The organism is Bacillus sp. FSL M7-1345 (assembly GCF_038006985.1).
Classification (GTDB): Bacteria; Bacillota; Bacilli; order Bacillales; family Bacillaceae_G; genus Bacillus_A; species Bacillus_A cereus_U.
This window is the reverse complement of record NZ_JBBOWG010000001.1, coordinates 2,076,727-2,100,517: the sequence shown is the minus strand read 5'-3', so window position 1 is coordinate 2,100,517 and position 23,791 is coordinate 2,076,727. Positions and strand designations below refer to the sequence as shown.

The window sequence follows — 23,791 nt, the reverse complement described above, 5'->3', positions numbered from 1 at the left end:
TGTCGGAGGGATTTAATGTTAAATAAAATATCTCAATTCACAATAAAACTTTCATCAATTCTTTTATCACTCTTACTATTACTAAATTTACCTTATTTATTTATCACTCAACAGGGATTCACTTTTCAACCAATTCATTTTTTTAATCAGATCGTTACTATGTTAAAACAGGTTTTCTCACCTGCATCATTAGTAGTTATAGGATCAGATCCAAAATTTGGTAGTTTCAAAAAGACACCATTATTTCCAACTGTTTTAGAACCTTACCTATATTCATTTACTGTATTATTTATAGCCTTTTTTCTTGCGCTCTTTCTATCATCTAGTATGGCATTTTTTTATTTTTTAGCAAAAGATTATATAAAAAAATGGATAAACCGAATTGTATTCATATTAGAAGCTATCCCTGATATGATGATGATGATTTGTTTGCAAATATTTTTCATATGGGTACTTCAGAAATTCGGGGAATCTCCTGTCACCATTATTTCTTTTAATGAAAATCGAGCTTATTTACTCCCTATTTTATCTTTAGCAGTCTTACCTACATTACAAATGTTTCGGATGATGGTGTTATACATAAAAGAAGAACATGGAAAACATTACGTAGAGGTTGCATATGGAAAAGGCCTTTCATCAAGTTATATACTATGCATTCATTTATTCAAAAATATATCTATCCACTTCTTCCATCATTTAAAAACGATTTTTGTTTTCTTACTTTCTAACTTATTCATTTTAGAATTTGTTTTTAATATGGAAGGCATTATTCAATTTTTATTTAAAAAGGCGTTTATTTCACCTCCAGCTGCATTTATCATACTTGTAATGATTATTTTACCGTTTTATGCCATTTTTCAAATAATCTCTCTCATGATGAATAGATGGCAAAAGCAATTGAAAGGAGCAGCATTATGAAATCTATTTGGAAATCAAAACGCTTTTTAATCGGCTTTACTTATCTATTCATACTTGTTTCAGCTAGTTTTATTTATAGTTGGTTCTTTAAAGATAACATCCCAAAACCGCCTCAGTTACTTTACAATGACAATAACGAATTACTTGGAAAGGCCCCCTTTCCGCCATCGTTAATGCCGCCTTTTGGAACTGATCGTTTTGGAGAGTCTGTTTTCTTACAAATTGTAGAAGGAGCAAAATTCACCATTTTATTAGCCGTGGCAATTAGCTTCTTTCGAATTTTATGCGGAACATGTATAGGAATCCTCTTAAGTTTATATGCTCCAAAATTCAAGAGATTTTTCCAGGCATGCTCAGAAGTTTTTTATTATATTCCAACTTTATTTATCGCATTCATACTCATCACGCCCGTTAATATCGTAATCACATCAAATGCTGATAGATTAGATCCAAATATTTCATTTACGTTTTATCAAGTACTCGTACTTATTTTCGTGGCTCTGCCTACACTTTCTTTATATATATCCTCAGAGGTTGATGAATTTATGAAACAAGATTACATTTTAAGTTCACAATTACTGGGTGCTAGCCGTTTTCATATTATCAAAAAACACTTACGAGTCTTATTACTTGACCGCTTATTTGTGTTATTCATGGAACATATCGTCCAAACACTCATACTCGTTATCCATTTAGCGTTGCTTGATATTGTAATTGGCGGCATACAAATGCGTGAACTCTATGACGGAGTGCTCAAACCTGTTTCTCTATCTAATGATTGGGCAGGCCTTATTGGATTAAATCGTTATGAAATGAATCTGTCATGGTGGATTATTTTTTATACTCTCGTTTCATTCTTTATTACGATTCTATTTATTAAGCTTATGACAATCGGGATTCAAGATGCACTGAAAGCAAGAGATTCGCAAGTTGTAGCAATTCAAACCGTTCCAGATCATAAAAAATTTGTTAAACATAAAGATTCTTTTTCGTTTGCAAATAAAGTGAACTTTTAATCATGTCTCATCAATCAAGTATTAATTGGCATTGATATTAGTAGAATATAAAGAAGATGATCCCTGTTGAATGGTCTTACCCCTGTCAAGTAGACAGTAATAGATTAGGTGCCTTTTCATTAAGCAGCCTTAGTTCCAAATTCAATAGGACTAAGGTTGTTTAATCTTTTTTGAAATCTTTTGTTATTGTAATAGCTTATATATCTTTTAGTGGCCTTAAAAACTTCTGCCTTTTCATAAAAGGTATGTCTATAAAAGCATTCTGCCTTAAAATGACTAAAAAAGCTCTCTATACATGCATTATCGTAACAATTTCCCTTCCTAGACATACTCACAGTTATTTTGTGCTTTTTAAGTAATTGGTTATATTTTTTTGACGTATACTGATAACCTCGGTCGCTATGTAATACTGTTTCGCAGGCTTTTCTTTTTCTTAAGGCTTTATTGACTGTATCTGTAACTAATTTTAAATTGTTGTATTCGCTCATTTGGTAGGCCACAACTTCGTTATTGTAAAGATCTAGTATCACTGAAAGATATATGCGCTTATTATTAAAGGTAAGATAAGTTATATCTGTAACCCATTTTTCATTTGGTCTTGTAGTTGAAAACTCTCTGTTTAACAGATTTTCCGACACGACGCATTGTTCTTTTAAACCAAAATGCCGCCACTTTTTCTTTCGAATCTTAGCTTGTAGCCCCATTCTCCTCATTAAACGATATACTCTTTTGTGATTTACCTGTAAACCATAATACTTTTTGAGCCATATACAAATTCTTCGGTAACCATAGCTGCCATTTATATCTGGATCTCGTTCGCATTCTCCTATTTTAGACATGATAAATTGGTCCTCTTTCATCTTTTCAGAGGGATTGTTGATTCTTTTTTTCCACTTATAATATCCACTTCTTGAAACACCTGCAATTTCACAAAGCAATACAATTGAAAAATTTTGTTTTAAGGTATGAATGACCTCATATTCTACTGATTTACTTTTTTTGATCTCATCCCCCTTTTCGTATCTAATAGCTTTTTTAAGTATGCATTTTCCGCTTCTAATCGTTGTATTCTAGCATCTTGACTTATTTCATTTGTTTGTTTAGATCTTCCACGTTTTTCTTGTAGGCCCAGAATACCCTCATTTTTATATTTTTTAATCCATCTATCTACAACTGAATATGTAACTCCTAATTCCTTTCCAATTAGCTTACTTCCAATTCCTCTATGTAAGTACAATTCAATAGCTTTCATTTTAAAATCAATTGAAAAAGTTCTTCTAATTTTCCCCATAAAAAATCCCCTCCATAATAAACAGTAAAGTAACTTTCTTTCAACTGTCTACTATAAGGGGATCATATCAGAATACAGGGATCATCTTCTTTATGCCGTCTAACTTTTTTTAATGTCCTTTGCTAGACTCATGCTTTTTATATTTAAAGTGAATTATTTGCAATCACAATTGTGTTGTTTAAAATCAATTACCATTCGTCCCTGAATTCTACCTTGTTCCATTTCTTCGAATACACCTTGTACTTCATCTAAAGGACAAGTTTGAACAACCGGTACTACTTTTCCTTCTGCACCGAACATAAATGCCTCCTCGAGATCCTTACGAGTACCTACTAGAGAGCCAACTACTTCAATTCCGTCTAGTACAAGTCGTGGAATGTTTAAATCCATAGTTTCTACTGGTAAACCTACCGCAACTACTTTACCGCAGGCACGTACTGCATCAACCGCTGAGTTGAATGCTACTTTAGAAACGGCTGTTACTACAGCAGCATAAGCGCCACCAAATGTTTCTTGAACAACTTTATCAGCAGGACCTTGAGAAATTGGATTGATAGTCATATCAGCACCAACCTCTTTTGCCAATGCTAATTTGTCGTCATTAATATCTACTGCAATTACCTTTGCACCAAATACATTTTTAGCATATTGGATAGCTAAGTTACCTAATCCACCACAACCATAAATTACGATAGGTTGACCAGGTTTAATATCTGATACTTTAATAGCTTTATATGTAGTTACGCCTGCACATGTAATTGATGATGCTTGAGCAGGATCTAATCCTTCTGGTACTGTCACAGCATAATCAGCTGTAACGATACATTGTTCAGCCATACCACCATCTACTGTATAACCAGCATTTTTAACTTCACGACAGAATGTTTCTCTACCAGTTACGCAATATTCACAACGTCCACAAGATTGGAACATCCATGCAATACTTACACGGTCACCAAGCTTAAGTGAAGTAACATCATCAGCAATTTTCGTAACAATACCTACACCCTCATGACCAAGGATGCGGCCATCTGTATTACCAAAATCATGATTCGCAACGTGTACGTCAGTGTGGCAAACTCCACAATACTCTACATCTACTAACGCTTCGCCTGAGCATAACGGACGTAATTCTTTTTCAATAACTTCAATGTTTGCTTTGCTGTTTTTATTAACTACTACTGCTTTCATATGTGATCTCCCCTTTAGTGTTTTAGAGTTTTAATGAGTTCATCTCACAAATTCTGTCCTCACTGTTTTGGCTAATTATTGTACCAAATTTAAGTGTTCAATCATCATTACAGGTTCATCATAACATGGAATTTTATAAACAAATTGCGAAATATTGAACAATATTCGAATTATTACATAAAGGATTTTTGATGTATTTAAAAGGAAAATCTGAAACTTTATTATATCTACATTTGAATTTATCAAGCTATTCTTTTGATTTTAAATGTGAAGTATATAGAGGTTAGAAAAAATGAATGGTTGTAAAGATGGGAGATTATGACTATAAGTAAAACGTTTCAAACAATTTTTTTGTAGTTCATCTTGGGGTATTTACTTTTCTTAGCTTGATTGTGATGGGATATCACCGATCGGGCTTTTACGGGCAGTTACTCTCCTACCTAACTTCCTCGCCTGTTCCTAATTTTGAGACGGGAGTCTTACTGCCCGCAAATAGCGGGATAAAACTAATTAAAAGGCTAAAGATGAACATGTTGCGTATTTCTACGGACAAGTAGATCTTGAGGATATATCAACAAACTAAAAAGCTCTTCATTTGAAGAGCTTTTTATATTCGCTTCATTGAAATTGTTTCACGTATGCTTTGTAAATTTTGCAGTGTTTCCTCCTGTCGTTGCAACGACAAACCCACATACAAAGTATCTATTAAACTAAGCTGCGCTAATCGTGATGAACTTGCTTCTGTACGAAATTCAGTCTCACGCGTCGAAGTATATAGCGTTATATGAGCAAGTTGGCTTAATGCCGATTTTTGATAGCTCGTAATCGCAATAATGCGAGCTCCTCTTGCTTTTGCTACTTCTAATGCTTCAAGTAATCCTTTATTACTACCCGAATGAGAAATTGCAATGACCACTGCTTCTTTTGTCAGCAAGCCAGCTCCCATAATTTGAAAATGAGAATCCGTATGAGCAATACAAGAAATACCCGTTCTCATAAACTTATGATAAGCATCCATCGCAATAATACCCGACCCACCATTTCCATAAAACTCAATTCGTTTCGCTTCATTCAGCGCACTTACTGCCTGTTCCAACGCGTTATCGTTTAACAAATGTAATGTATCTTGCAGTCCTGTAATATGTGAATGAAAAACTTTTTTAGCAACAGTGACCATATTATCTTCTACCGATACTTCCTCATGAATATTTTGCATCGGGGTATGTACAATCTCACGAGCTAATGTAATTTTCAAGTCTTGGAACCCTTGAAAACCTAAGTGTTTGCATAAGCGGAATATCGTTGCTTCGGAACTATTCGTAACTTCCGCTAATTCCGTAATCGATTTATGTACAACATCTTGTGGATGTTTCAAAATATGTTCGGCAATACTTCGTAATTTCGGTGATAAACCATTTAACGAAGCCTGAATCTTTCCAATCCCACTTTTTGTACCAGGCATAGCGTATCTTCCCCTTCCATAGTAGCTTTATCCCGTATTAACGGGCAGTAAGACTCCCACCTCAAAATTCGATGAATGCAAGGGAGTTAGGTGGGAGATCAACTGCCCGTAAAAACCCGATTGGTTCAACTAATAATCAGTGGGGATGGCCCCCCCACTGATTAAAGTTTCACTTTATTGTACCTAATTATCGAAAGAAGAAAAACCTTTATTCGGCATCTCTATACATTTTAATTTCTCATATGTATTCTTCCGTAGCATATGACACAATTATTCATACTTATTTCTAGTTTTCCCCATGCTTTACTGCGTATAAGGCAGCTTGTGTGCGGTCATCTACTTCCAATTTAGCCAATACGTTAGAAACATGTGTTTTAACCGTTTGTTCTGTAATATGAAGCGCCGCTGCAATCTCCTTATTACTCCTTCCTTTCGCAATTTCACGAAGTACTTCTTGCTCCCTTTTCGTTAACATGGAAAAAGGATTCTCTTTTTCTTTCTTGACTGCTGACCGTCCTAATAGTGCAGGTGTTACTTTCGGGTGAAAATTCGCATTTCCTTGATATACCGCAACAATTGACGCAACGAGTTGATCTGGCTGCACCTCTTTTAATTGATAACCATCTGCCCCAGCTTCTAATGCTGGTAAAACGTAATCTTGTTCTGAAAAACTGCTGAGCATAAGAATTTTTATTGTCTCATCGTATTGTTTTATGCGTTTTGTCGCTTCAATACCATCCATTTTCGGCATTGATAAATCCATTAATACTACATCTGGCCTTTCTGTTTGGACGAATGTTAATGCTTCTTCACCATTTTCTGCTTCCCCAATAATTTCAAATTCCTCTCTCGTTTTCAAAAAGAATACGAGTCCCCTTCGAACGATATGATGATCTTCTACAAGTAATAATTTAATTTTCACTGATGTTCTCCCTCTCAAACCGGTAATTGAATTTCTATCTTTGTCCCCTTTTCCGGTTCTGCTTTTATTCGAAAAATTCCCCTCATTAATTCAATTCGTTCTTTCATATTTTTCAAACCAAGTGCTGACTCTCTTACTTGATCCTGTATAAATCCTATTCCGTTATCTTCTATGTAAAAGTGCAACTTATTATCTTCAATCCTTAAATGAACACATACTTTTTCACACGAAGCATGCTTTTTACAATTATGTAATGCCTCTTGGCTTATACGCCATAAAACTTCTTCTATTTCATCTTCAATTAAAACCATTCCATCAATTCGAACTTCCACTTGAATCCCTAACAGTTTTCCGTAATTTTGAATCGCTTCTGCTAAACCTTTCTCTAATCCTTCAGGCCTTAATTGCCAAATCAAAAGTGTCATCTCCTGCAATGCTTCCTGTGATAATTCTCCAATATAACTTAACATCTCTTGCAAGTCTCTATCCTTCGTCATATTTAGAGTCCCTTTCGCTGTTAGCATAATTGAAAATAACAATTGTTTAACGGAATCATGTAGGTCACGTGCAAGTCGATTTCTTTCAGCTACTACTACATATTTTCGTTCTTTCTCAACTAATTGAATACGTTGTATTGTCGTTCCAATTTGAAATGCAATCGCTTCTAATAACGCTAACTCCTCCTCAGAAAAATGTGTTTTATGAGGCGAGGCTACATTTAATAGACCAAATTTCTCTGATCCAGATCTTAGCGGGATTGTCGCATGATGCGTAACATCTTCTGTCTCGCCCCAATTACATTCAATCGCATCCTCTATTCGTTTACATTCAATAATATTTGTCGCTTTTTCCAATCTTCCATTCACAAAACGTTCTACACACCAACAATCTCCTTCACACATCGGCTTCTTTTCCTGCCACGTAAGAGCTGGGGGTAAGTTTTGGTCTACAAGCATACGATGCTTTCCACTTTCATCAATAAAGAATATCCACCCTGTTTGTAAATTCATAACTTGTAATAATGTATGTAACACTTTCCCTAACATTTCCTGTAAGTTTGTTGCTTCATTTAGTAACTCAGCAATTTCTTTTAATGCTTCTAAACGATGCATCTCTTTTTCATCTATGTTCATTCTCATCACCAACTATCATTATAACATTAAGAAATTTCTAAATACTACAAACAAAAAAAGAACCGAATTCCTTCAGCTCTTTTTTCGGAGATATCCCATACATTTCATTCAAATCTGCTGATTTGCAAATCTAAATTCTAAACCAAAACAGAAATTAGCTGATTTTCATTAACTGTCTGATAAAGATTGTCCCACATGGATATTTTGTAAACTTTCAGTAGTAACGAACATATTCGCTGCTGGCATTTGTACTTGATTTTTATGGAACATAGACATTAATTCAAATCTTACTTGCCTTGAAGTTTCAAAATAATCTTCCGGTTTAATCAAACCTGTAATACAAAATTCATATCCAACATATTTAAGGTTAGGATTTAAGTCCGTAACTCCAACATATTTAAATGGTTCAACAGCTTCATCCTCTACTCTATAAAGACTTTGATCCAATTTTTCATTACACATAACACAGACCTCTTCTAACAATTCCTTAACTCTTGTAGGATCTTCCTGATAACTTACCGTGATGCGTTCAATAACTCGCATCCATCCTTTATTAAAATTTTGTATCGTTCTAATCTCTCCGTGTGGTATGGTAAGGAGTTTTCCTGACCATTCACGAATTTGCATAAAACGAATACTAATTTCCTCAATGGTTCCTGAATTTGTTCCGTTAAAAGTAACAAAATCGCCAACACGAAACTCTTTGTCCGCTAATCTTGCGAAGCCTAATATTACATCTTTTAGCATCTGTTGTGCAGCAAAACCGATGACAACTCCCGCTATCCCTGCGCCTGCAATAATACTTTTTATATCTACAAATTGACTAATTAAATATATGATCAGACTGATGATAATGATATACCTAAAAATAGATCGAATTACACTTTGAATCGTCTGCTCTACCTCTTCATCAAAAAAGCTTGATTTTCTAAAAAACCAATCAATAATGCGATTTATAACAAAAGAAATAATGATAAGAACTAAAGCAAATAGTAAAAACCTTAAAAGTAAAAATTCCCTTACATAATTAAAAAACTCTTCAGTATACGTTAATAAACTCATCCATCCACTTCCTTACTAATGAAAATTTCATACAGAGCTACTTTATTTTAAATACGTATTTATCATCTCAACACTTGTTTTCGAAACATCTTTTATCCTGATCTTAAATCGTACTTTCTTAACTATGTATTTGTATTCATTGTTCATCTTCAACAATATAACCCTTTAATCAATCTTTCAACTTCAGATGTCCTTTTCTATTTACTATAACCCTTTTTAATCCCCTAAAGGGATATTACAATAGAATTTTTTATAAACGACTTTCTTTTAAGTCCGCAATACTCACCTCGTTACAAGGAAAATATTCACATAACACCGAATATTTCATTTGATACTTTTTTTCTCACGGAGGTTACAAACAATGGGATATATTGAAGAACTAAGAGAGCTTGTTGGATCACGACCACTTAATCTAGCAGGAGTTGCTGTAGCTGTTTTAAATGATCAAGAACAAATATTACTACAACAAAGACGAAATGGCATGTGGGGTGTTCCTGGAGGTTTTGTGGAACTTGGTGAATCCACAGAAGAAGCCGGAAGACGAGAAGTGCTTGAAGAAACAGGTATTGAAATTGGTACACTTCAGTTAGTAAGTGTATTTTCAGGTAAAGAGTTTTTTGTGAAATTAGCGAACGGAGATGAATTTTATCCTATAACAATCGCTTACCTTTGCAAAGACATTAAAGGTGGCTTGCTAAAAGCTGATGGAGTTGAATCATTACATGTACAATTTTTTGATTTAAATGGGCTACCAGAAAACATTAGCCCGTTCATTAAAAAGTTAATTCAACAGCAAGTCGTTTCTATTTAAATGTGAAAAAGAGACCTTTTTGAAGGCCTCTTTTTTTTACTTCACTTCTGCATTTAAACAAGATTTAAAATGTCCAAGTGCATATTCATGTCCTTGCGCATTAAAAGATGCTACTGCTTTTTCATAAACCACAATTTGAAACCCTTTGTTATAAGCATCTACTGCTGTATGAAGGACACAAATATCTGTACATACACCTACAAGATGCACTTCCTCTATTCCTCTTTCTCTTAGCTTCATTTCTAAATCCGTTCCTGCAAAAGCACTGTAACGTGTTTTGTCCATATAGTATACATTCTCAGCATTTTTATATTTTTCGTATACATCTTGTAATTCACCAAACAAGTCTCTTCCATTTGTACCTGCTATATTATGAGGTGGGAATAACTTAGCTTCAGGATGATATACATCATTGTCTTCATGTTTATCGATCGCAAATACTACGTAATCACCTTTTTCAATAAATTGTTTCGTTACACTCACAAGTTCCTTCTCAATTTCTTGACCTGGTTTTCCGCAAGTTAAAGCACCTTTTTCAGCTACAAAATCATATGTATAATCAATATTTATAAGAGCTCTTTTCATAACTACAATCTCTCCTTCTTCTGTTTCACAGTAAACAATAGAAAATTTGTTATTACGACATCGTATGTACTATTCGACATTACAAATGAAATACCTACATTTCCCTCTCAATACTTACCTTAATCCGAGTTTATCCTACAATCGGTACACAATGACAAAACATACAGTTCCTATTATCAAGTCATGGATTTGATAACTTAACTTAATTTAGATACGAACAAACCGATTCACATCTTCAACCTCTTTCACTTTCGTAGTAGTAAAGAGTAATTTCTTACTATTCATACGTACTAGAAAGTGAAACAAATTATTCTCAACAACCTACTTCTATCCAAATTAAAAAGTACACTACCACTTTAAGTAATGTACTTTTTATCCATAATTAAGACGCAGGCTTCGTTTCAAACGTCGCTTGATTAAAGCTAATGACTTTTCCTTTCGGGTCATTGTTTTCAAACTGAGCTGCAGTAATCGTATGACTACCTGTCTCAAGTGTCTTTTCTTTTAATTGTACTGTTGTCTGTGTTGTACTAGTTACTTGATGTTTATCTGCAAATATTTGATCTACAAATACGAATGTTTCTTTATCGTTTTGAAAATTAGAAAGTTCTAATTCAACTTGCTGAATTAAAGTATCTTTTTTGATAAATACAGTCGGTATATTGCCATTTTCAGAAGTACCATCTGGCGTAGTTACTTTTACTTTCCCTTCTCCGATTGGCACTGCTCCTTCCGGAAATACGACCATATTCTCATCACTTGCATTTACAACTTGTTCTTCCTGATTTGACTGTGCATCTTCTTTTTCCTTTGGAGCACCACAGCCTACTAATAACAATACAGACAATCCAGTGATTATGAATTTCTTCAAAATTCATCCCCCCTGTAATTTCATTATAATTTATTATACAAAAATAACTTCTTAATTTTAAAACTAGTTTTTAACACTTTCATGAACAAATATTAGCTTGCTCACGATTACTGTACCATACTTTCATTTTAAGAACATTAATTTTTTTAAAGAAATAAATAGTAATTTCACCTTATTCATCATTTTAGCCCAATTCATTAAAAAAATATCCACTCAAAATAAAAAGACATTGTTATTTCAATGTCTTTTCCACATAGCATTTAAAAAATAAATGTTGTGATCTCATCTACTTCTTTTCGAGAAAGTTTCTTCGGCTTATCTTTCGGATAGCCGAGTGAAATTACCATATTGATTTGTTTTTGAGGCTCAATTTGTAAATATTTTCGCAGTTCATCTTGAGCTAATAATACAGGTCCTGTCATTGGACAAGTGCCAAGTCCTCTCGCATGTGCAGCCAGCATTAAGTTTTGTGCTGCTAAACAGCTACTCTTAATTCCTTCCTCTTCCCATACTGAATCAGGAACGAAGGCAATTGGATCAAATATCTTTTCACGAAATTTTGACTCGTAAGGCGTTGCTAAACATACAATTAACACTGGCGCCTCCGAAAAAGCAGTTGCATAAGGTCCAAATGAACGTGTTAATAACTTACCTGCTTTTTCTTCTCCATTTTCTGCCGCCCTTGCTGCGAGTTTATGTAATGCATCCCATGTCATTTGTTCAATTTCTTTAATTTTCTCTCGATTCATAATGACCAAGAACTCCCACGTTTGTGAGTTCGTGTCACTCGGTGCATAACGAGCACAATCAATAATTTCTTTTATATCACTAGTGGATACTTCTTGTTCTGTAAACTTTCTAACACTTCGTCTACCGTGAATTACTTCTTTAAAATCTTCATAATTCATACATTAAATCCCCTTTTTACAGCGTTTTCAAAACTTGTCCTATGGTTGAATTATATCATGAAAAAAAGCTGGGGGAATACCAGCTTTTTTCCTCATTATTAATTTGTCACTTTAAACAAACTAATACTTTCTTCATATGCAGCTTGTAGTTTTTTCGTAATTGGTCCTCTTTCGCCGCTTCCAAACTTCTCATCACCAATTTGAACAACAGGGAATATTTCAAGTGGTGTCGCTGTAAAGAAACATTCATCAGCCTCGTATACTTCTTGCAATGAGAATTCACGCTCTTCTACTTCAATATGTAAAACTTTTGCTAATGTAATAACGTAGTGGCGAGTAATACCGTGTAGAATGAAATTATCGGCCGGATGTGTAACTAATTTATTATTTTTCACCATAAAGAAATTCGAATGACACCCTTCTGTTACAACTCCATCTCGTACTAATATCGCTTCTTGATACCCTTGCTCGTTTATTTTATTTTTAATCATGATATTAGGTAGAAGGTTTAAAGATTTTATATGGCAGAACTTCCAGCGTATATCCTCTTCTACAGTAACCTTTATTCCTTGTTCCATAGTAGCGGTAGGCCTTAGAAACGAAACAATATTCGCAAAATATGTTGGCTGTAAATCTTTTTCATACACATGATTTCGAGCTTGAGCTCCACGTGATATTTGAAGATACACATTCCCATCCTCTTGAAATTGATTTCTTTCAATCATTTGATGAAGTTCTTCAACTAACTCTTCCTTTGTAAACGGCGGAACAATATTTATTTCCCTCATAGATTTAAAAAAGCGTTCCAAATGTAAGTCTAATAAATGAGGCTTCCCATCGTATAGCCTAAATACTTCATATATGCCATCACCAAATTGGAGTCCTCGCTCTTCTAACGCAACCATTGGCTGTTCTTCTTTCGTATTTACAATTCTTCCGTTAAACAAAATCCAATCTTTATGAGTAGCTTTCATTCCTTCCCACTCCTTTATTCCATGATTGGTTTTATTGTACAACTTATCCACACTTAAAAGAAGGAATTTTCTGTATTTAACTCAACAAAAAAGTACATCACCTATTTAAAGTGATGCACTCAACCATTCATTTATTTCAAAAAATATTTTTCAATATCATCTAGCATTAAGTTTGCAGCTTTAATACCACCTGCTGTATTCCAAATTACTTCATCCACTTGGAATATTTTATTGTCTTTAGAAGCCTGTAGCTGCTTAAAGAGTGGGTCTTCTGTCCATTCTTTTGCTAACGTGGTTCCTTCGTTATTCTTATCTGTATCTTTATCAGATGTGAAGTAAAATAAGTAATCCCCATCCATATTCGGAATTTGCTCTTTTGTAATTCCTTTTATCGCAAATTCATCTTTATCTTGTAGTGGTGGTCGCTTAAATCCAATATCATTTAAAACAACACCTGAGAATGAGTTTTTCTGATAAATCCGAACATCACCTGGTACGAAGCGAATAATAGAAACTTTAGAATTCAATTTATCTCCTAACTTCTCTTGTATTCCTTTAATACGTTTTTTATAATCTTCAAGAGCCTTTTGCCCTTCTTTTTCTTTATTTACAGCTTTTGTATAGAGCGTAAAATTTTCCTTCCAATCCCCGCGCAATGTTTCAGCATATACAGTTGGCGCTATTTCGTTCAATTGCTCATATATTTTTTCATGACGCATTTTATTCCCGATAATTAAATCCGGCTTAAGCTTCATAACTGCCTCTAAATTAATATCACGCTCAGTTCCTACAACTTTCGTATCTTTTAACTCTTTCGCTAAATGAGGATACCATTCATCACCAGCACGTGGTTTTGTAGTTCCAACTGGCGTTACTCCGACAGCTAAAAGTGCCTCCGCACCTTCATTTGTTAAAACAACAACTTTTTTCGGTGTCCCATTTACTGTCGTTTCGCCCATTGCATGCTTGATACTATATGAATCTTTTGCCTTTACCGATGTATCGTTTTCTTTCTTCTCTTCTTTACCACACCCTGCGATTATGACCATTAGTAACATAATACAAAGTATAAGCATATTTTTAGTTCGTGTCATATGTCCTCCTAGTTGAAAGTGATTATCAATAACATTTAAAAGAGTAATGTATATCTTACATATTGTCAATACATCTATCAGAAAACTTTTTAAATATATATAATTTAGACACTCTTCCCCATTCGAAATACATATATATCCGTCTTTAACCCTCATTTTTTCATTCGAAACATTTGAAAAATCAATGACCATAAGAAAGTAATTATTATTCCAGTCAACAAATAACATAAGTAATACAAAAACATGTCTCCATCTTATCATTTCAGCAATAAGATGGAGACATGTTCAATTATATTTTTCAATATTGATTATATTTAATATATGATGGATCATTATACACCCACTGATTTCCACCAAGGTTCAACCAACCGTTTTGATTAATAAATACTAAATAAGATTCTGGTTTATTTAATTTACGAATAACTGAAGAAGATGTTGATGGACCACTTCTTAAATTCACATTCGTTCCTTGAATATATGCGACACCAATTGCGCTTCCATCACTATTGCTCGTCTTTACAAAATTAATGTACGAAGGGTCATTATACACCCATTGTCCATTTCCTAAGTCTAACCATCCGTTACTTTCCTGATATACGACATACGATTCTGGGGAGTTTAGTTGACGAATAACCGAAGAAGACGTTGATGGACCACTTCTTAAATTCACATTTTTCCCAAGGATATAAGCAATCCCCTTCGTTTGTGGTGTTGGCTGAGGATTTGGAGGTTGTGGATTTGGAGGATTCGGATTTGGAGCTACTCCAAAAATAGCTGCTATTCCGTTTGCATATGCTTGACTTAAATCTTCAATAAATTGTGGGTTTTTCAATAAATTAGCATCAAACGTTGTATCAATAAAAGCAGTCTCGGTTAAAATTGCATCCATTGCAGTCTCTCTTAGTACCGCATAATTTGCTTTTTTTGCTCCTCGATCACGAAGGCCGTATTTTGTTAATACAGGATTGACTGCTGCATGCATTTTTTGTTGCTTTTCATATGCGGAACTACTATTAGATAGCGCGTTGTAAATATAACTTTCAAATCCAGTGCCACCGCCACTATTAATGTGAAATGAGATAAAATAATCTGCACCAAATGAATTAGCAATATTAGCACGTTCTGATAAAGAGATAAATACATCACTATCACGTGTCATTTTAATATTGATTGGATAATTTGCAGATAAAATATCTCGCACACGTCTAGCAATTTGAAGCGTTAACTCTTTTTCCACTAACCCATTACCAACAGCACCAGAATCATATCCACCATGCCCTGCGTCTATAACAAGTTTCATATATCTTTTTCGTTCCTTTCTTTATTGTAATAAGCTTTCATTTCTACTCGTCCTATTTTATGCTAATTGTACAAGTTCCGTTACAAGTACAAATAAAAACCCCCCTTATGTAAGGGGGGTTCTATCACTTTTTTTTAACCAATTTAAAATGAATATGTATGATTGATAGTGGATGTAACGTACGCAAAATAAAAGACACAAAAGGAACATTCCAACACCGCTATATAGCAAACCAAACTTCAAAAAGATGTTCAAAAGAGGCGGGAAATGAGATGCGTTTTGTAATACAAATAACATGCAAAACAAAATTACAAACACAGGTATATATTGTAATTCATATGGCCTTCTCTTCTTATACATTTTTTTTCGAATGAAAATCTGGCATAACTCTGCTACAATAAAGCAACTTCCAACTAATGCAAGACCAGCAGTCATTGTCATACGTTCACCTACCCCATATTCATTTCATCAAGCAATCAATATTCACTATATTTTCTTTACATATATTCCATTTTCCTCAATAAAACCAGATCCCTCTATGAAAGATTTAGCTTGTTCAGTAAACATCTCTTGCAATCCTTTTATTTCTTTCACATTTCTCTGTTTCATCATTTCTTCAAATGTAAAATACGTATTTGTCCCGTATCCATAACCTTGATAATCAAAATGAATAATTAACTGTGACAAAATAGCACTCTCTTCTTGAACGCTATAATCTATTACACCAATATATGTATCATCAACTTTTACACAATACTGAACCTTTTTCTCATCTAAGCTGTGTGAGTGAAACATTTCTTTTACAGCGCTTTCATTTTCTATATTTACTTTCTCAAACGTAATCATATGTTGTCCATCCTTTTACTATTATTGTATCAATAATAAATGCAATTTATGAAAAAAACCTTAAGATCGAATGCGACCTTAAGGTTTTTTATTAAACTAAGCTATACGCACGCTTTGTTTCTTCGTGGAACTTATTCGTATCGTATTTATGCTCAACATAAATTTGATGCCATACCATAAACGCAAGTACAGTCCAAATTTTACGGCTATAATCGCCTTTATCTGCACAATGTGCTTCCAGTAAGTTTAATACATACTGTTTTTCGATTAAATGCTCAGTTTTGCTTTCTTTAATAATATTTACAGCCCAATCGTGCATTTCATCTTTTAACCAGTGACGAATTGGTACTGGGAATCCAAGCTTTTTACGATCTAACACGTGATCCGGAACAATTCCACGGGCAGCTTCACGTAATATAGCTTTCGTTGTTCCGTTTGCAATTTTAAATTCTGTCGGAATTTTAGATGCAACGTCAAATACTTCTTTATCTAAGAACGGTACACGAAGTTCTAATGAATTTGCCATCGTCATTTTATCAGCTTTTAATAAAATATCGCCGCGTAACCATGTGAACATATCAATGTACTGCATTTTACTTACATCATCATAATCTTTAATTTCGTTATACAATGGTTTTGTGATATCCATATAGTTAACACTTTCATCGTAATACTTCATTAATTCAGCTTTCTCTTCTTCACGGAAGATTTTCGCATTTCCATAGTAACGCTCTTCGATTGGCGTACATCCACGCTCTAAGAAGCTTTTTCCTTTAAACCCTTCTTTAAGAGCACCACTTAATGCCTTTAGAACACTCTTTCCTGGGCTAGGAATGTAAGAGAACATTTTTAAAGAGTTTGGCTCACGATAAATGTTATATCCACCAAATAGCTCGTCTGCACCTTCACCAGAAAGAACAACCGTTACATGTTTACGCGCTTCTTTCGCAACGAAATACAATGGTACAGCTGCTGGATCCGCTAAAGGATCATCCATATGCCAAATAATTTTTGGGAACTCATCCATAAATTCTTGCGCTGTAATGAATACGTTATGGTTTTTAACTCCTAATTTCTCAGCAGTTTCCTTCGCAACATCAACTTCACTGAAACCGCGTTGTTCGAAACCAATAGAGAATGTTAATAGATTTGGATTCATTTCTCTTGCGATAGAAGCAATAATAGATGAATCGATACCACCAGATAAGAAAGAACCTACTGGTACATCACTACGCATATGTACTTTTACAGAATCGTATAATACATCACGAATTGCTTGGATATGCTCCTCTTTCGTTGCGCTTGAAGCGTTGAAATAAGGATTCCAGTAGCGATGGATTTCCATCTCTTTACCGATTTCTTTTACGAAGTAATGACCAGGCTCAATTTTGTTAACATCAATTGTTAATGTTTCTGGCTCTGGACCATATTGGTACGTAAAGTAGTGTTGTAATGACTTTGGGTTTACCCCTTTGTCTTCCATTACATGCATAATACTTTTCTTCTCAGATGCGAAGAATGTAGTATCACCTTGTTGTGCGATGTATAAAGGTTTAATACCGAAGTGGTCACGTGCACCGAAAAGTTTCTTTTCTTCACGATCCCAAATCATAAATGCGAACATACCACGAAGGTAGTCTACACATTTTTCTTTCATATGTGCATACAATGCAATAATAACTTCTGTATCAGATTGTGTAGCAAAAGTTGCACCTTTTTCAAGTAACATTTCACGTAGTTCTACATAATTGTAAATTTCACCATTAAAAATAATTACATATCGATCATTTTCATAAGTTAGCGGCTGATGTCCTGCCTCTAAGTCAATGATACTTAAACGGCGGAAGCCAAATTGTACATGTTCATCACGAAAATATCCTTCGTCATCTGGACCGCGGTGGAAAATCATCGTGTTCATATTTTCAAATTGATGTTTTTCTGTTTCTGAAAACCCTCTAGGGTTTTCACATAAACATCCTACAAAACCACACATACTTCTTACCCTCTTTCAGTTTTCATTCTGTCTCAATACTACTATATCAACCCTATTTATACTAGCATAACCAACTGAATATGGCGACCAAAAACTATAAAAAAACTCACTCCATTTCACATTTTTAACATTTTTTTATGAAAACATGAAAACTAGGCACTCACCTTTCTCCGCTTTTGTCATATGATATTGCAAATTGATTTCTAGGAGGGAATACCATGAGTGAAGAAAAAAAAGATTCTTCTCGCCCACCGGTTCGTAATTACTTAAAACAAATTGATGATTTTTTCGAACAAACACCTCTTCGTGGCGTAATCGCTGATTTAAATCATTTTTTCCAAAAAGGAAACCGTTTATTAACATTCCCAGTAGATTTATACGAAGTTGGTGACGAACTCGTCGTTACAGCCGAACTACCAGGTATACAAAAAGAACAAATTCAAATTGAAATACAAAGCGAATACTTAAAAGTCTCTGTAAAAGAAGATATACTTGAAGAGACAGAAGAAGAACAAACATCTCATAACTATTATCGCCGAGAACGTTCCATTTCAGAAGCGTCAAGAATTATTAAGTTACCATATTTAATTAATAAAAAAACAGCGAAAGCTTCTTATCAAAACGGTGTATTAGAAATTCGCGCACCGAAATTGCCACAACAGCATGACATATTATCCATAGACTAAAAGACAAAAAAGAAGGGTGCTAAGCACCCTTCTTTTTAATCAGCTAATCGCTTCATATCACGTATAATATCTTCGTATGGTGTATTACTAATACCACTATATTTTTTCATTACTTTTCCATTTTGATCGACTAAGAAAAATGATGTTCCGTGAATAACTTGCCCATTCTCTGGTTTATCTACAAGCGATTGGAAGTTATCTTTTGAAAACTTTGTAATATCCTCTAGTGAATAACCTGTTAACAAGTTCCAGTTACTTGTATCTTCTGTAAACTTTTGAATGAAAGCTTTCAAATTTTCTGGTTTATCAAGGTCAGGATCTACACTAAACGAAACAAACTGAACATCCAATTTCTCTTCCTTAGCCATTTTTTGTAATTTAGCCATATTAGCAGTCATTGGCGGACAAACCGTTTGACAGTTTGTAAACATGAAATCAGCTACCCAGACTTTCCCTTTTAAATCTTTTGTACCAAACGGCTTTCCTTCTTGATTTGTGTATTGGAAAGTTTCCAAATCCCAGTTTAATGGTTTACGTAATTTTGAACCTGAACTGCTACAACCGGCAAGTACAAAGAGACAAAATACAACCATAAGACCAATTAATTTTTGATAATGCTTCATTATTAAACCTCTTTTCTCTATCCTTAATTTATGTAAGTTATGTATATCATAACAAAAGTAAATACTATGAGAAAATTGTTTACTTCATTTGTTCACGAAATCGTACGAATTTACGTATGTTACTTCTTTATTTCAAGCTAATTACTAGACAAAATATATTTTACTACTATTATTTCTCTAACCATTATTTGCGAAACAAAGTTCATTGTTAAATTTGTAAATAAATCTCCCTATTTTTTTACAATTACTTAAACATTAATCCATGTTAAACACTGTATTCCTTAACAACATTTCGGTACAATACAACTACAACGATTTTAAATGAGGTGATGTTCATGGCAAAGCGCTATGAAAATATGGATAATGTAAGTACAAAAAAATCAATTCGCTCCTTCTTACGCTGGCGTAAAGAGAGAAAGCAAAACAAAAAAGACTTTTCTTTCCTAGTAGAACAATCACCTGTTAAACAAAGTAAATTTCTGCTAAATAACTTTAAAAAAACGACTGTCACATGGATTGGTCATTCAACTTTTCTCATTCAAACGAACGGCTTAAATATTTTAACAGATCCAGTATGGGCTAATAAATTAAAGTTAGTTCCACGACTTACTGAGCCTGGGCTCACTATAAAAGAACTACCTAAAATCGATATCGTTCTTATTTCACACGGTCATTACGATCATGTAGACTTTTCATCTCTTCGTCAACTAAGCGATGATACTTTATACCTAGTTCCTATTGGGCTAAAAAAATTATTTACTCGTAAAAAATTCACCAATGTAGAAGAATACAATTGGTGGGAAAGTACAACAATTGATGAAGTCTCTTTTCACTTCGTACCTGCCCAGCACTGGACGAGAAGAACATTATTTGATATGAACACCTCTCACTGGGGAGGATGGATCATTGATAATATGACTTCTTCAGAAACCATTTATTTTTGTGGTGATAGTGGTTATTTCCAAGGATTTAAAGAGATCGGCAAACGTTTTTCAATCGATATTGCACTTATGCCAATTGGTGCCTATGAGCCAGAATGGTTTATGAAAGTGTCTCACGTTTCACCAGAAGAAGCTGTGCAAGCCTATCTAGATATAAAAGCTACACATTTCATTCCCATGCACTACGGTACTTTTGCTTTAGCAGATGAAACACCAAGGGAAGCAGTAACACGACTACGAAATAACTGGAATTTACGAATGCTACCGTGGGAACAACTACATGTTCTCTTTTTAGGTCAAACTTTCACTTATAGCCCTATTGTCCCAGATAAAGAACCAGTAAAAATCACAGAAACTTCTCATGTATAATAGAACTAAATTTTCTGAGTAATTTACCATATACTTCAAAAAATCGAAAAGGGTGTTTTCCATGAAAGATTATTTACAGACTCGCTATATCATTAGCGGAAGCGCCTGTATTTCCCTTCTCATTTCTTACTTCATATACACATAAAAAAAGCTACTTGAAAATTCATTTCAAGTAGCTTTTTTATTACTCTGCTAAATACATAAAACCAATTGCTCCTGGTCCTGTATGAGTACTGATAACTGGTGTTGTATAGAAAATCTCTGATTGAGTGAATCCATTCACTTTTTCAACAGCAGCTTTTACACTTTCTGCTAAAGGAATTGCTTTAGCATGTGGAATCGCAACAGCTTTCACCACTTTTCCAGCAGTATCCTCCTCGAATATTTTAGCCAATGTTTTTACAATTTGCCCTTGGCTACGTACTTTCGTTACCGGATTATATACGCCACCTTCAAGGCTTGCAATAGGTTTAATATTAAGTAATGAACCGATAAAAGCTTTCCCTTTACCGATACGTCCACCCTTCACTAAGTTCTCTAATGTATCTACGACAACATATAAACGAGTATTCTTTCTTACTTCATCAATACGTTTTAAAATATCTTCTAGTGAGCATTCTTCTTTTGCCATTTTTGCAGCTTCAATTACTTGATATGCTAAAGCATGTGTAATAAATTGAGAATCAACAACTGTTACTTTTGTATCTGTCATTGATGCAGCGCTATTCGCTGTTGCGACAGTACCGCTCATTCCACCTGTCATATGAATAGAAAGCACTTGGCTTCCGTCTTCGCCTAGCTTGTCATACATTTCTACAAATGTACCCATAGCGGGTTGTGATGTTTTTGGTAATTCTTCTGATTTAATCATTTCTTCAATAAATTCATCCGGTTGCAAATCTACACGATCTAAGTATGTTTGTCCATTTACAGAAATAGATAATGGTAAAACATGAATATCATACTTCTCAATCACTTCTTGAGTTAAATCTGCCGTTGAATCTGTTACAATTTTAATTTTTTGCATATTATATTCTTCCCTTTCGAATACGCTCTCCCTGTTATTATACTAGCATTCCTGATGCTTTCAACAATTTCGAATAAATTTCACCAAATTAATTATATTTTTATACCTAAAATAAAAAAGACAGAGCCTACCTAACTCTGTCCCTGCTGTATATTATGCATTCTTTTCAAGAGTATTTGTTTTATATACATTTGAATAATCATTCCACTTCAAACAACTCTGTAAATATTCACGGAAAGAGTACGAGACTCTTGGGTTTTTATGTTTTTGAATTTTTGCAATAAACAATTGAAGACGAGACTGAATTAGAAACGCTAATGGATGCTGTGTTTGTAGGACAGGGATTTCAAATATTTTAATACAATTCCCTGTTGCATGAGTGAAATAAAAACTTTTCGTAATCACAATATCAATCCTCTTTTTCGTTGGATTTTTGAACTTCCTCCACTTTATTCTTTAACACGTTTTTTAGTGTAGGTTTCCTATGAATACTAAAATATCCTTAAACTGCCCCCGTTTAGAAGTTAATACTTCATTTATATCCACCTAATTCGAACCCTGTCCTATATATACTTTGAGACGGGAGTCTTATTACCCATATATAGCTTGATAACTTCAGTATAACCTTATAAAAATGAAAAGTTTGTCTAAATTTTGGAGATTCTATAATTTTTTTCTTCTATATATTGTATACAATTATGGCTAGAGTATAACAAATAAATTAAAAAGTGCCTTTATAACGAGGCACTTTTCGACTGTGTTTCTTCTTCTCTTTTCTGTTTTCGTTTACTAACTATCTTTGATAAAGCGATACTAATTTCATAAATACAAATAAGCGGTACCGCTACTAAACTATGTGATAAAAAATCTGGCGGCGATATACACGATGCAATTATAATCAACACGACATAAGCATATCTTCTTATTTTCTGCAGAAATTCTGCCGTTAGAAGACCTATACTCGTTAAAAACATAACAACTACAGGTAATTCAAATATAACAGCAAACGGAACTGTTAAATTTAATACGAAATGAAAATATTTTTCCGTTGTAAACATTGTATTAAACATCTCATTACCAATTGTAGTTAGGAAATGAAATAAAAATGGCATAACGATAAAATAACCGAAAGATAGGCCTGCTATAAATAATATAGACAATACCGGTATATACATTAATGTCATTTTTTGTTCATTGGGATGTAAACCTGGTTTTACAAATAACCAAATTTGTATCGCAGCAAAAGGAATTGTACAAACGATAGCAAATACTGTAGCAATCGAGAAAAAAATCCATAACACATCACTTGGACCGAGAACAGTTAATTTCATTGGTAAATCTTTTACAAGCCAAAAATAAATATCCTTCGTAAAAGTAAATCCAATAATTAAAAATAATACAAAGGATAATACTGTATATATTACTCGTTTGCGAAGCTCAACAATATGTTCTACTACGCTCATTTCCCGATTTTCCATCTCGTTCACCACACTTTATTTATCCATTCCGAGAAAAACTTCATCATATTCTTTTATTTATTTTTTTCCTTCTCTTGAAATGCCTCATCAGTCAATTCTTTTGTTGATTTTTTAAATTCTTTTAACGTTTCCCCTAAAGCTTTCCCAATTTCCGGTAACTTTTTTGGGCCGAATAAAATTAACACTGCTACTAAAATTAAAATTAACCCTGGAAAGCCAATATTTGAAAACATTTCCCCATCCCCTTCATAAGTAGATTCTTGTCCTACTATTCCATAAGTTCATTTTGT

Annotated in this window: 26 protein-coding genes; 5 read left to right on the top strand and 21 right to left on the bottom strand. The window is 33.9% G+C overall.

The genetic code is table 11. The features are described from left to right. Window positions 1–15: 15 nt before the first annotated feature. Both MHB76_RS10935 and MHB76_RS10930 read left to right on the top strand, forming a co-directional pair. Window positions 16–918: an ABC transporter permease subunit gene (locus MHB76_RS10935; protein ID WP_199709551.1), complete on the top strand. Its 903-nt coding sequence runs from the start codon at window positions 16–18 to the stop codon at window positions 916–918. Beyond that, on the top strand, window positions 915–1,934 hold the full coding sequence (locus MHB76_RS10930; protein WP_078174249.1) for an ABC transporter permease: 1,020 nt from the start codon (window positions 915–917) through the stop codon (window positions 1,932–1,934). Before MHB76_RS10935 ends, MHB76_RS10930 begins: the two co-directional genes overlap by 4 nt. A gap of 119 nt (window positions 1,935–2,053) precedes the next feature. Here MHB76_RS10930 and MHB76_RS10925 read toward each other — a convergent pair whose 3' ends face one another. The 7 genes from MHB76_RS10925 to MHB76_RS10895 all read right to left on the bottom strand — a co-directional run bounded on the left by MHB76_RS10925 (window position 2,054) and on the right by MHB76_RS10895 (window position 8,995). After that, window positions 2,054–2,938, bottom strand: coding sequence for an IS3 family transposase (locus MHB76_RS10925; protein WP_254866035.1), 885 nt, complete (start codon window positions 2,936–2,938; stop codon window positions 2,054–2,056). After that, a complete protein-coding gene (locus tag MHB76_RS10920; protein WP_078175295.1) occupies window positions 2,917–3,225 on the bottom strand; it encodes a helix-turn-helix domain-containing protein in 309 nt (102 codons plus the stop codon). The genes MHB76_RS10925 and MHB76_RS10920 overlap by 22 nt, the downstream gene beginning before the upstream one ends. A gap of 153 nt (window positions 3,226–3,378) precedes the next feature. Continuing rightward, complete coding sequence (gene adhP, locus MHB76_RS10915) at window positions 3,379–4,416, bottom strand: alcohol dehydrogenase AdhP (protein ID WP_078173680.1); 1,038 nt, start codon at window positions 4,414–4,416, stop codon at window positions 3,379–3,381. Between the two features lie 607 nt (window positions 4,417–5,023). Further along, window positions 5,024–5,878 carry a MurR/RpiR family transcriptional regulator gene (locus tag MHB76_RS10910; RefSeq protein WP_078173681.1) on the bottom strand — a complete coding sequence of 285 codons (855 nt, stop codon included), beginning with the start codon at window positions 5,876–5,878 and terminating at the stop codon, window positions 5,024–5,026. Between the two features lie 286 nt (window positions 5,879–6,164). After that, a complete protein-coding gene (locus MHB76_RS10905; protein WP_002157992.1) occupies window positions 6,165–6,800 on the bottom strand; it encodes a response regulator in 636 nt (211 codons plus the stop codon). A gap of 14 nt (window positions 6,801–6,814) precedes the next feature. Beyond that, on the bottom strand, window positions 6,815–7,912 hold the full coding sequence (locus tag MHB76_RS10900) for a GAF domain-containing sensor histidine kinase (RefSeq protein ID WP_242476377.1): 1,098 nt from the start codon (window positions 7,910–7,912) through the stop codon (window positions 6,815–6,817). Between the two features lie 189 nt (window positions 7,913–8,101). Further along, window positions 8,102–8,995 (bottom strand): mechanosensitive ion channel family protein, encoded by an 894-nt coding sequence (locus MHB76_RS10895; protein WP_078173683.1) that lies wholly within the window; start codon window positions 8,993–8,995, stop codon window positions 8,102–8,104. A gap of 361 nt (window positions 8,996–9,356) precedes the next feature. Between MHB76_RS10895 and MHB76_RS10890 the strand changes: the two genes are divergently transcribed. Then, entirely contained in the window at window positions 9,357–9,806 is a 450-nt protein-coding gene (locus MHB76_RS10890) for an NUDIX hydrolase (RefSeq protein ID WP_078173684.1), read from the top strand. 36 nt (window positions 9,807–9,842) lie between these two features. Here the strand turns inward: MHB76_RS10890 and MHB76_RS10885 are convergent, their stop codons facing one another. From MHB76_RS10885 to asnB, 9 genes are all read right to left on the bottom strand, one after another. Then, entirely contained in the window at window positions 9,843–10,391 is a 549-nt protein-coding gene (locus tag MHB76_RS10885; protein ID WP_078173685.1) for a cysteine hydrolase family protein, read from the bottom strand. Between the two features lie 382 nt (window positions 10,392–10,773). Next, window positions 10,774–11,262 (bottom strand): hypothetical protein, encoded by a 489-nt coding sequence (locus MHB76_RS10880; protein WP_002157997.1) that lies wholly within the window; start codon window positions 11,260–11,262, stop codon window positions 10,774–10,776. Window positions 11,263–11,522: 260 nt separating this feature from the next. After that, window positions 11,523–12,170: a nitroreductase family protein gene (locus tag MHB76_RS10875; protein ID WP_002157999.1), complete on the bottom strand. Its 648-nt coding sequence runs from the start codon at window positions 12,168–12,170 to the stop codon at window positions 11,523–11,525. Window positions 12,171–12,268: 98 nt separating this feature from the next. Then, window positions 12,269–13,144: a D-amino-acid transaminase gene (dat, locus tag MHB76_RS10870; protein WP_078173686.1), complete on the bottom strand. Its 876-nt coding sequence runs from the start codon at window positions 13,142–13,144 to the stop codon at window positions 12,269–12,271. 131 nt (window positions 13,145–13,275) lie between these two features. Then, window positions 13,276–14,238 (bottom strand): ABC transporter substrate-binding protein, encoded by a 963-nt coding sequence (locus MHB76_RS10865; protein WP_078173687.1) that lies wholly within the window; start codon window positions 14,236–14,238, stop codon window positions 13,276–13,278. A 298-nt stretch (window positions 14,239–14,536) separates the two neighbouring features. Further along, window positions 14,537–15,538 (bottom strand): N-acetylmuramoyl-L-alanine amidase, encoded by a 1,002-nt coding sequence (locus MHB76_RS10860; protein ID WP_002202142.1) that lies wholly within the window; start codon window positions 15,536–15,538, stop codon window positions 14,537–14,539. A 105-nt stretch (window positions 15,539–15,643) separates the two neighbouring features. Further along, complete coding sequence (locus MHB76_RS10855) at window positions 15,644–15,979, bottom strand: hypothetical protein (RefSeq protein WP_078173688.1); 336 nt, start codon at window positions 15,977–15,979, stop codon at window positions 15,644–15,646. Window positions 15,980–16,024: 45 nt separating this feature from the next. Continuing rightward, window positions 16,025–16,384 carry a GNAT family N-acetyltransferase gene (locus tag MHB76_RS10850; protein ID WP_078173689.1) on the bottom strand — a complete coding sequence of 120 codons (360 nt, stop codon included), beginning with the start codon at window positions 16,382–16,384 and terminating at the stop codon, window positions 16,025–16,027. Window positions 16,385–16,475: 91 nt separating this feature from the next. Further along, entirely contained in the window at window positions 16,476–18,377 is a 1,902-nt protein-coding gene (asnB, locus tag MHB76_RS10845) for an asparagine synthase (glutamine-hydrolyzing) (RefSeq protein WP_002148240.1), read from the bottom strand. Between the two features lie 218 nt (window positions 18,378–18,595). Here asnB and MHB76_RS10840 point away from each other — a divergent pair, with 218 nt between their 5' ends. Next, a complete protein-coding gene (locus MHB76_RS10840) occupies window positions 18,596–19,063 on the top strand; it encodes an Hsp20/alpha crystallin family protein (RefSeq protein ID WP_002200637.1) in 468 nt (155 codons plus the stop codon). Window positions 19,064–19,098: 35 nt separating this feature from the next. Here MHB76_RS10840 and MHB76_RS10835 read toward each other — a convergent pair whose 3' ends face one another. After that, window positions 19,099–19,686: an SCO family protein gene (locus tag MHB76_RS10835; RefSeq protein ID WP_078173691.1), complete on the bottom strand. Its 588-nt coding sequence runs from the start codon at window positions 19,684–19,686 to the stop codon at window positions 19,099–19,101. A gap of 335 nt (window positions 19,687–20,021) precedes the next feature. Here MHB76_RS10835 and MHB76_RS10830 point away from each other — a divergent pair, with 335 nt between their 5' ends. Continuing rightward, window positions 20,022–20,996 carry an MBL fold metallo-hydrolase gene (locus tag MHB76_RS10830; protein ID WP_078173692.1) on the top strand — a complete coding sequence of 325 codons (975 nt, stop codon included), beginning with the start codon at window positions 20,022–20,024 and terminating at the stop codon, window positions 20,994–20,996. 184 nt (window positions 20,997–21,180) lie between these two features. Here the strand turns inward: MHB76_RS10830 and MHB76_RS10825 are convergent, their stop codons facing one another. The 4 genes from MHB76_RS10825 to MHB76_RS10810 all read right to left on the bottom strand — a co-directional run bounded on the left by MHB76_RS10825 (window position 21,181) and on the right by MHB76_RS10810 (window position 23,734). Further along, on the bottom strand, window positions 21,181–22,023 hold the full coding sequence (locus tag MHB76_RS10825; RefSeq protein ID WP_016104736.1) for a DegV family protein: 843 nt from the start codon (window positions 22,021–22,023) through the stop codon (window positions 21,181–21,183). Between the two features lie 153 nt (window positions 22,024–22,176). Further along, window positions 22,177–22,428 carry a DUF2535 family protein gene (locus tag MHB76_RS10820; RefSeq protein WP_002158010.1) on the bottom strand — a complete coding sequence of 84 codons (252 nt, stop codon included), beginning with the start codon at window positions 22,426–22,428 and terminating at the stop codon, window positions 22,177–22,179. Window positions 22,429–22,757: 329 nt separating this feature from the next. Then, on the bottom strand, window positions 22,758–23,501 hold the full coding sequence (gene tatC, locus MHB76_RS10815) for a twin-arginine translocase subunit TatC (protein ID WP_033714159.1): 744 nt from the start codon (window positions 23,499–23,501) through the stop codon (window positions 22,758–22,760). 53 nt (window positions 23,502–23,554) lie between these two features. Then, window positions 23,555–23,734: a twin-arginine translocase TatA/TatE family subunit gene (locus MHB76_RS10810; protein WP_002012719.1), complete on the bottom strand. Its 180-nt coding sequence runs from the start codon at window positions 23,732–23,734 to the stop codon at window positions 23,555–23,557. Between the last annotated feature and the right edge of the window lie 57 nt (window positions 23,735–23,791).

Excerpts from the sequence above, each read along its gene's own strand:
- MHB76_RS10935 (WP_199709551.1), top strand. The coding sequence starts at position 16 with ATGTTAAATAAAATATCTCAATTCACAATAAAACTTTCATCAATTCTT.
- MHB76_RS10930 (WP_078174249.1), top strand. The coding sequence starts at position 915 with ATGAAATCTATTTGGAAATCAAAACGCTTTTTAATCGGCTTTACTTAT.
- MHB76_RS10920 (WP_078175295.1), bottom strand. The coding sequence starts at position 3,225 with ATGGGGAAAATTAGAAGAACTTTTTCAATTGATTTTAAAATGAAAGCT.
- adhP (WP_078173680.1), bottom strand. The coding sequence starts at position 4,416 with ATGAAAGCAGTAGTAGTTAATAAAAACAGCAAAGCAAACATTGAAGTT.
- MHB76_RS10910 (WP_078173681.1), bottom strand. The coding sequence starts at position 5,878 with ATGCCTGGTACAAAAAGTGGGATTGGAAAGATTCAGGCTTCGTTAAAT.
- MHB76_RS10900 (WP_242476377.1), bottom strand. The coding sequence starts at position 7,912 with ATGCATCGTTTAGAAGCATTAAAAGAAATTGCTGAGTTACTAAATGAA.
- MHB76_RS10895 (WP_078173683.1), bottom strand. The coding sequence starts at position 8,995 with ATGAGTTTATTAACGTATACTGAAGAGTTTTTTAATTATGTAAGGGAA.
- MHB76_RS10890 (WP_078173684.1), top strand. The coding sequence starts at position 9,357 with ATGGGATATATTGAAGAACTAAGAGAGCTTGTTGGATCACGACCACTT.
- MHB76_RS10885 (WP_078173685.1), bottom strand. The coding sequence starts at position 10,391 with ATGAAAAGAGCTCTTATAAATATTGATTATACATATGATTTTGTAGCT.
- MHB76_RS10875 (WP_002157999.1), bottom strand. The coding sequence starts at position 12,170 with ATGAATTATGAAGATTTTAAAGAAGTAATTCACGGTAGACGAAGTGTT.
- dat (WP_078173686.1), bottom strand. The coding sequence starts at position 13,144 with ATGAAAGCTACTCATAAAGATTGGATTTTGTTTAACGGAAGAATTGTA.
- MHB76_RS10865 (WP_078173687.1), bottom strand. The coding sequence starts at position 14,238 with ATGACACGAACTAAAAATATGCTTATACTTTGTATTATGTTACTAATG.
- MHB76_RS10860 (WP_002202142.1), bottom strand. The coding sequence starts at position 15,538 with ATGAAACTTGTTATAGACGCAGGGCATGGTGGATATGATTCTGGTGCT.
- MHB76_RS10855 (WP_078173688.1), bottom strand. The coding sequence starts at position 15,979 with ATGACAATGACTGCTGGTCTTGCATTAGTTGGAAGTTGCTTTATTGTA.
- MHB76_RS10850 (WP_078173689.1), bottom strand. The coding sequence starts at position 16,384 with ATGATTACGTTTGAGAAAGTAAATATAGAAAATGAAAGCGCTGTAAAA.
- asnB (WP_002148240.1), bottom strand. The coding sequence starts at position 18,377 with ATGTGTGGTTTTGTAGGATGTTTATGTGAAAACCCTAGAGGGTTTTCA.
- MHB76_RS10840 (WP_002200637.1), top strand. The coding sequence starts at position 18,596 with ATGAGTGAAGAAAAAAAAGATTCTTCTCGCCCACCGGTTCGTAATTAC.
- MHB76_RS10835 (WP_078173691.1), bottom strand. The coding sequence starts at position 19,686 with ATGAAGCATTATCAAAAATTAATTGGTCTTATGGTTGTATTTTGTCTC.
- MHB76_RS10830 (WP_078173692.1), top strand. The coding sequence starts at position 20,022 with ATGGCAAAGCGCTATGAAAATATGGATAATGTAAGTACAAAAAAATCA.
- MHB76_RS10825 (WP_016104736.1), bottom strand. The coding sequence starts at position 22,023 with ATGCAAAAAATTAAAATTGTAACAGATTCAACGGCAGATTTAACTCAA.
- tatC (WP_033714159.1), bottom strand. The coding sequence starts at position 23,501 with ATGGAAAATCGGGAAATGAGCGTAGTAGAACATATTGTTGAGCTTCGC.
- MHB76_RS10810 (WP_002012719.1), bottom strand. The coding sequence starts at position 23,734 with ATGTTTTCAAATATTGGCTTTCCAGGGTTAATTTTAATTTTAGTAGCA.